At 74.1% G+C, this 7,094-nt stretch carries 8 protein-coding genes; 1 reads left to right on the top strand and 7 read right to left on the bottom strand.

Annotation, left to right across the window (positions count from 1 at the left end):
* From E4P40_RS15065 to hisD, 6 genes are all read right to left on the bottom strand, one after another.
* On the bottom strand, positions 1-1,226 hold a 1,226-nt coding region (locus E4P40_RS15065), incomplete at its 3' end, for a M20/M25/M40 family metallo-hydrolase (RefSeq protein ID WP_135159366.1).
* Between the two features lie 50 nt (positions 1,227-1,276).
* Positions 1,277-1,915: an imidazole glycerol phosphate synthase subunit HisH gene (hisH, locus tag E4P40_RS15060; protein ID WP_245160361.1), complete on the bottom strand. Its 639-nt coding sequence runs from the start codon at positions 1,913-1,915 to the stop codon at positions 1,277-1,279.
* Positions 1,916-2,265: 350 nt separating this feature from the next.
* A complete protein-coding gene (locus E4P40_RS28115) occupies positions 2,266-2,442 on the bottom strand; it encodes a hypothetical protein (protein WP_167762248.1) in 177 nt (58 codons plus the stop codon).
* Positions 2,443-2,446: 4 nt separating this feature from the next.
* Positions 2,447-3,043, bottom strand: a complete 597-nt coding sequence (hisB, locus tag E4P40_RS15055; RefSeq protein ID WP_135159364.1) for an imidazoleglycerol-phosphate dehydratase HisB — start codon at positions 3,041-3,043, stop codon at positions 2,447-2,449.
* Positions 3,044-3,048: 5 nt separating this feature from the next.
* Entirely contained in the window at positions 3,049-4,152 is a 1,104-nt protein-coding gene (locus tag E4P40_RS15050) for a histidinol-phosphate transaminase (RefSeq protein WP_245160362.1), read from the bottom strand.
* Positions 4,153-4,157: 5 nt separating this feature from the next.
* Positions 4,158-5,462 (bottom strand): histidinol dehydrogenase, encoded by a 1,305-nt coding sequence (gene hisD, locus E4P40_RS15045; RefSeq protein ID WP_135159362.1) that lies wholly within the window; start codon positions 5,460-5,462, stop codon positions 4,158-4,160.
* Positions 5,463-5,586: 124 nt separating this feature from the next.
* On the opposite strand from hisD, the gene E4P40_RS15040 reads away from it, so the two are divergent.
* Entirely contained in the window at positions 5,587-6,420 is an 834-nt protein-coding gene (locus tag E4P40_RS15040) for an LON peptidase substrate-binding domain-containing protein (protein WP_135159361.1), read from the top strand.
* On the opposite strand, the gene E4P40_RS15035 is transcribed toward E4P40_RS15040, so the two are convergent.
* Complete coding sequence (locus E4P40_RS15035) at positions 6,413-7,090, bottom strand: hypothetical protein (protein ID WP_135159360.1); 678 nt, start codon at positions 7,088-7,090, stop codon at positions 6,413-6,415. The two genes, E4P40_RS15040 and E4P40_RS15035, sit on opposite strands and share 8 nt — an antisense overlap.
* Positions 7,091-7,094 lie beyond the last annotated feature (4 nt).

The raw sequence follows: 7,094 nt of genomic DNA, 5'->3' as shown, positions 1-7,094 counted from the left end.
GGGGTGTACCCGGGCCGGATCAGCGCGAGCAGCTCCCACAGCCCCATCGCCGCCAGCGGAGCGAGGACCAGCGGGACGACGGCCAGCGCCGCACCGCCCGCCGTCGTCGGCAGGGAGCTGAGGCCCCGGCGCCGGACCACGACCACGAGCAGACCGACCGCCACGACGCCGGCCGCCGCGAGGGGCCGGACGAGGCCGTCCGAGTACCGCACCAGCTCGCCGAGCACCGGGAAGTACGTCGCGTCCGCGGCGCCCGGCTGCGCGAGCGGGCCGAGGTCACGGTTCCCGAGTTCACGGGCCATGCCCAGGGTGTTGTCGCCGAGCGCCTGCAGCGTGCCGCGGTCCAGGCGCCCCGGGACGTCCTGCGGGGTGTGGTAGCCGGCGGCGCCGTCGATGAACGCCGTGTTCAGCCCGGTGAACCCGCCGTCGTCGACCAGGACGGTGAAGTCGGTGCTGTTCGGCAGCACCCGGTAGACCTCGACGGCGAAGCTGCTGGCGACCGGATGCGGAGCGGCGGTGGCGAAGGCCTCGGTGAGGCCGGCGTTGCCGCGCGACGTCTCGAACATGATCGGCGGGCCACGGGTGCCGCGGGACTCGAGGTTGAGCACCACTCCCCCCGCGACCGCCAGCGGATGGAGTTCCACGAAGGCGTCGGCGCCGCACAGACAGTCCTCCTCGGCGTCCGTGAGAACCACGACGACGTCGTTGCGCAGCGGCTCCGCGGTCGTCAGGGCCCGCACAGTCTCGAGCAGCGCCGCCACGCCGGCGGCGTCGTCGGCAGCTCCGGGTCCGGTCTCCACGGAGTCGTGGTGTGCGGTCAGGAACAGGCGGCCGGTCGGGTCGGTGCCGGGAAGGACCGCGACGACGTTGCGGACGCGGGCCATCCGGGCCTCGCCCGAGCCGTAGGCGCGGGCACCGACGGAGTTCTGGACCCGCGGCTCGAGCCCGAGGTCGGTCAGCTCGCCGACCAGTCGTTCGATCACACGGTCGTTCGCGGCGCTGCCGGCGACGTGCGTCTCCGACGCGATCTGCTCGACGTGCGCGAAGGCGCGGGTGGCGCTGAAGTCGGCGGCCGGGGCGTCAGCGGGAGCCGGGTCGGGCGGCTGGAGCGAGGCGACGCTCCAGACCGACAGGCCGAGGAGCAGGAGGACGACGACGAGGCCCGCTGCGCGCCCGGGGAGGCGGCCGGCCGACGGCGTGCCGCGGGATGACCGCTGCGGTGGCACGGCGTCACCCTAGGTGAGCAGGCGGCTCGATCCCGGCGGCCCGCCGCAGGTCAGTCGAGCGTGTTCAGCCAGTTCGTCAGCAACTGGGCCCCGGCGTCGCCGCTCTTCTCCGGGTGGAACTGGGTCGCCGACAGGGGCCCGTTCTCCACGCCGGCGACGAACCGGTCGCCGTGCTCGGCCCAGGTGACCAGCGGCTTGGCGAGCGGGCTCGGCGGGCCGTCCGCGGCCAGCGGGAAGTCGCGGACACCGTAGGAGTGCACGAAGTAGAAGCGCTCGTCGGCCAGACCGTCGAAGAGCACGCTGCCCGCGGGCGCGTCGACCGTGTTCCAGCCCATGTGCGGCAGGACCGGCGCCTTCAGCTGCTCGACGACCCCGGGCCACTCTCCGCAGCCCTCGGCGTCGTGACCGTGCTCCACGCCGCGGTCGAACAGGATCTGCATGCCCACGCAGATGCCGAGCACCGGGCGGCCGCCGGCCAGCCGTCGGCCGATGATCCGGGGCCCGTCGACGGCGCGCAGACCGTCCATGCAGGCGGCGAAGGCGCCCACGCCGGGGACGACGAGGCCGTCCGCGTCGAACGCGACCCGGGCGTCCGAGGTCACGGTGACGTCGGCGCCCACGCGCTCCAGCGCCCGCTCGGCCGAGCGCAGATTGCCCGACCCGTAGTCGAGGACCGCCACCTTCTTCACGCCTGCCACGGTACCCATCAGCGGTCGGCGCCCCTTCGGGATTCCCGATACTTCGTCAAGGGGGACGCCAATGTGGGACAAGCCTCTGACTGCGGATCAGCGCCCGGCAGCACCACGAGGTCGCGCACGGGTCCACCACTACCTGTCCCGGCTCGACCCCGACGGTCCGAGCCCGCCCCACCGACGGCCGGTCGCTCAGCCTGTTCAGGCGCGCCGACGGCTCGGTCACACCGAGGTTCACGACGGCTTCCGGGCCGAACGACCACCCGACGGCCGATGGCGCACCTACCGCCCCGACGGCACCGAGATCCTGCTCTACCCGGCGCTGACCTCAACGAGGATCGAGCCGGTCACACCATGCGTAGGATGCCGGCCGCGGTGGCGATCAGGGCGGCGACCAGCAGGACGACGGCGAGTGCGACCTGCGGGCCGCCGCGGTCCGGTGAGTCCTCGTCGGTGCGCCAGACGCTCCAGGCACCACCGAGCAGGAAGCCGCCCGCCAGGAGCAGCACGAGCCCGAGGGTCACGGCGTCACAGCGCGCCCTTGGTCGAGGGCACGTCGGTGACCCGCGGGTCGATGGCCACCGCCTCGCGCAGCGCGCGGGCGAGCGCCTTGAACTGGCCCTCGACGATGTGGTGGGCGTCCCGGCCGGCGTACAGGACCCGCACGTGCAGGCTGATCCGCGCGTTGAACGCGAAGGACTCCAGCACGTGCTTGGTCAGGCTGGTCGGGTAGTCCGGCCCGATCATCGGCGTCATGTTCTCGGGCTCGGCGTGCACGAAGTACGGCCGGCCCGAGAGGTCGACGGCCGCCTGGGCGAGCACCTCGTCCATCGGGATGGTGGCGTCGCCGTAGCGGGTGATCCCCCGCTTGTCGCCCAGCGCCTCGGCGAAGGCCTGGCCCAGCGCGATGGCGACGTCCTCGACGGTGTGGTGTGCGTCGATGTGCAGGTCGCCGTCGGCCTGGACGGAGATGTCGATGCCGCTGTGCTTGGACAGCGCCGTCAGCATGTGGTCGTAGAAGCCCACGCCCGTGCTGATGGAGCTGGACCCGGTGCCGTCGAGGTTCAGTTCCACGACCAGCTTCGTCTCGCTGGTCGCGCGTTCGACGCGTGCAGTACGGCTCATGCCGGTCATCCTCCCAGAGAGCCGCGGTGCTCCGGCGCCACCTCACCCAGGGCGGTGAGGAAGGCATCGGTCTCCTCGGCGGTGCCGGCGGTGACGCGAAGCCAGCCGGGCAGGCCGACGTCGCGGACGAGCACCCCCCGGTCGAGCAGCGCCTGCCAGGTCGCGTGGGCATCGGCGAAGTGACCGAACAGGACGAAGTTCGCGTCGCTGGGCACGCTGGTCAGGCCCATCCCCGGCAACGCGGCGACGATGCGGTCGCGCTGCGCCTTGACCGCCTCGACCGTGGCCAGCAGCGCGTCGGTGTGCGCCAGCGCGGTCCGTGCGGCGGCCTGGGTCAGCGAGCTCAGGTGGTACGGCAGCCGCACCAGTTGCAGGGCGTCCACGACGGCGGGGTCGGCGGCCAGGTAGCCCAGCCGCAGGCCGGCCATGCCGAACGCCTTGCTCATCGTCCGGCTCACGATCAGCCGCGGCCGGTCCGCCAGCAGCGTCAGCGCCGACGGCGTGCCGACGCGGGCGAACTCCCCGTATGCCTCGTCCACGACCACGATCCCCGAGGTCGCGTCGTGGATCTCGACGATCGTGTCGAGCGCGACTGCGGTGCCGGTCGGGTTGTTCGGGCTCGTCACGAAGACGACGTCGGGCTGCACCTCGCGGACCTGTGCGGCGGCCGCGGCGGCGTCGATGGTGAAGTCGTCGCGGCGGTGCCCGTCGACCCAGGCGGTGCCCGTGCCGGCGGAGATGATCGGGTGCATCGAGTAGGACGGCGTGAAGCCCAGCGCCGTCCGCCCGGCTCCGCCGAACGCCTGCAGGATCTGCTGCAGCACCTCGTTGGACCCGTTGGCCGCCCACACCTGCCCGGGCGCCACCGGCACCCCGCTGCTGCGGGACAGGTAGGTGGCGAGGTCGGCGCGCAGCTCGACCGCGTCCCGGTCCGGATAGCGGTTCAGCTCCAGCGCCGCGTGCCCGAGGGCCGCGCCCAGGTCGGCGAGCAGCTCGGCCGGCAGCGGGAACGGGTTCTCGTTGGTGTTGAGCCGGTGGGTCGCCGGCACCTGCGGGGCGCCGTAGGGCGAGCGGCCACGCAGCTCCGGCCGCAGCGGGAGCTCGTCCATCGTCGTCACGGGCGCTGCCGGATCCTCACCGCGGCGGCGTGGGCCGGCAGGTCCTCGGCACCGGCCAGGGCGTCGATGTGGCCCGCGACGGCGGCCAGCGCCTGCTGGTCGTACTCGACGACGTGGATGCCCCGCAGGAACGACTGCACGGACAGCCCACTGGAGAACCGCGCGCAGCCCCCGGTCGGCAGCACGTGGTTGGACCCGGCGCAATAGTCGCCCAGCGACACCGGCGACCAGGCGCCGACGAAGATCGCCCCCGCGTTGCGCACCCGCGCGGCGACCTCCCGCGGGTTCCGGGTCTGGATCTCCAGGTGCTCCGCGGCGTAGGCGTCGACGACCCGCAGCCCGGCGTCCAGGTCGTCGACCAGCACGATCCCCGACTGGGTGCCGTCGAGGGCGACGGTGATGCGGTCGGAGTGCTTGGTCGCGGCCACCTGACCGGGCACGAGATCCAGGACGGCCTCGGCCAGCGCCTCGCTCGGGGTCACCAGCACCGCGCCGGCCAGCGGGTCGTGCTCGGCCTGGCTGATCAGGTCGGCCGCCACGTGCGCAGGGTCCGCGGTGTCGTCGGCCAGGATCGCGACCTCGGTCGGGCCGGCCTCGGAGTCGATCCCGATCAGCCCGCGCAGCAGCCGCTTGGCCGCCGTCACGTAGACGTTGCCCGGCCCGGTGACCATGTCCACCGGTTCGCAGGTGCCGGCGCCGTAGCCGAACACTGCGACGGCCTGCGCCCCGCCGACGGCGTAGACCTCGGTGATGCCGAGCAGCGCGCACGCGGCCAGCACACCGGGGTCGGGGAGCCCGCCGTGGTCGCGCTGCGGCGGCGAGGCGACAGCGATCGACTCGACGCCGGCGATCTGGGCCGGGACGACGTTCATGACGACGCTGGACAGCAGCGGCGCCAGGCCGCCGGGCACATAGAGGCCGACCCGCCGGACGGGCACCCAACGCTCGGTCACGGTCCCGCCGGGGACGACGTCCGTCGTGACGTCCGTGCGGCGCTGGTCGGCGTGCACCTTCCGGACCCGCGTGATGGTCTCCTCGAGCGCGGCCCGCAGCGCGGGGTCGCACTCGGTCAGCGAACGGTCGAGCGCCGCCTGCGGAACGGCGAAGTCCTCGGCGTCCACGCCGTCGAGCCGGGCGGTGATCTCGCGGACCGCCTGGGCGCCGCGGATCCGGACGTCCTCGCACAGCGGGCGGACGGTCGCCATCACCGAGTCGATGTCGGTTCCGGCCCGCGGCAGCAGGCCGGCGAGCTCACGGGCCCCCGGCAGCGCGGACCCACGCAGGTCGATGCGGGCGAGCACGGAAGCCTCCGGGGTGGGGGTGGACGAGCAGGGCGGGGTGCGACGGACTCCTCAGGCTATCGAGCCTGCCCGGCGAGCCACGGCGGAGGCCGGTTCCGCGGTGCCGGCCCCGTACGCTGCGGCCATGGGCGAGCTGATCCCGCTGTTCCCGCTCGGGACGCCCCTGTTCCCCGGCGTGGTGCTACCGCTGCAGATCTTCGAGCCGCGCTACCGGCGCCTGATGCATGACCTGCTGAGCCACCCCGAGACCGGTGACCGCCGGTGCTTCGGGGTCGTCGCCATCCGGCAGGGCTGGGAGGTCGAGGAGGTCTCCCCCGCCGAGGCCCTCTACGACGTCGGCTGCGTCGCCCGTGTGCAGGCCGTGCGCCCGCAGAGCGACGGCGGCTTCCGGATCGTCACGGTCGGCGGCGCCCGCTTCCGGCTGCTCGATGTCGTCGTCGGCGAGGACCCGCCGTACCTGCAGGGCGAGGTGGAGTGGCTCGCCGAGGAGGAGGCCGCGGAGGAGGCGGCTGCCAACAGCGACGGCCTGGCCCTGCCCGGGACGCCCGGCGCGGATGCGGAGATCTGCGACGAGCAGCTGGACGAGGTGGTCGCCTCGGTGGCCCGCGGCTCGATGGACGTGCTGACCCGTGGCGTCCGGACGCTGTTCACCCGGTACGTCGCCGAGGTGGCCGGACTCGGCTCCGGCGGCGAGGACGACGACGAGCCGGTGGTCGACGCGGAGACCGCGGTCCTCCTGCACGCCGTCGCGGGTGACCCGACGGCACTGTCCTACCTCGTCGCGTCGACGGCCCTGCTCACGACCGAGGACCGCCAGGCGCTGCTGGCTGAGTCCGCGACGCGTCGGCGACTGGCGATGGAGACCCGGCTGCTGCGCCGCGAGCTCACCCTGCTGCAGACCATCGGGGCGGTGCCGGTGCCACTGCACCAGTTCGCGACCCCGATGACCGTCAACTGAGCCGGGCCGGCTCGCTCCACGGCTGCTCGACGCTCTCGGGGACGGGCACGTCCCCGGTCCGCCCGAGGTCGTCGCCGGGGGCGTAGAGGGCGGCAGCCACGTAGGCCACGAGCGCCATGAACGGTGCGGCGGCCAGCGCGGGGGGCGAGCCCAGCGTCAGCGACGTGGTCACCAGCCGGCCCACGTCGGTCAGCTGGGCCTCCGTCGGGCCGGCGCCGAGGAGCTCGCCGAGCTGCCAGGCCACCACCCCGGTCAGGCAGGCTCCGAGGGCCAGCGCGACGACGGTGGCCACCCCGCGGCGCCGGCGCAGGAACCACGCGGCCGCGCCCAGCGCCAGGCCGGTGCCCGCGAGCACGAGGGCGAACACCACGTCGTCGGCCACCAGGAGTTCCGACGACGGCTTCCCGACCGCGACCGGACCGGAGTCGGTGACCCGGAAATCGGCCCTCGGCGCCAGCCACCACCAGACCAGCCCGGCCGGCACGCCGGCCAGGGCCATCGCGAGCACCAGCGTGACCGAGCTGCGCAGGTCGGTCCGGACCTCCGGCCAGCCGCGCCAGTAGGCCGACGCGGCGGGCATGGCCCCCGTCCGGCGGGTCAGTCGCGCCCGGAGCCTGCCGCCGGACGGACCGGTCGGATCCGGTTGCGCCGGCGGCGGAGTGCTGCTCACCGGA

The sequence above is a fragment of the Blastococcus sp. CT_GayMR20 genome (genome assembly GCF_004570345.1).
This window is presented reverse-complemented; position numbering and strand designations above follow the sequence as displayed.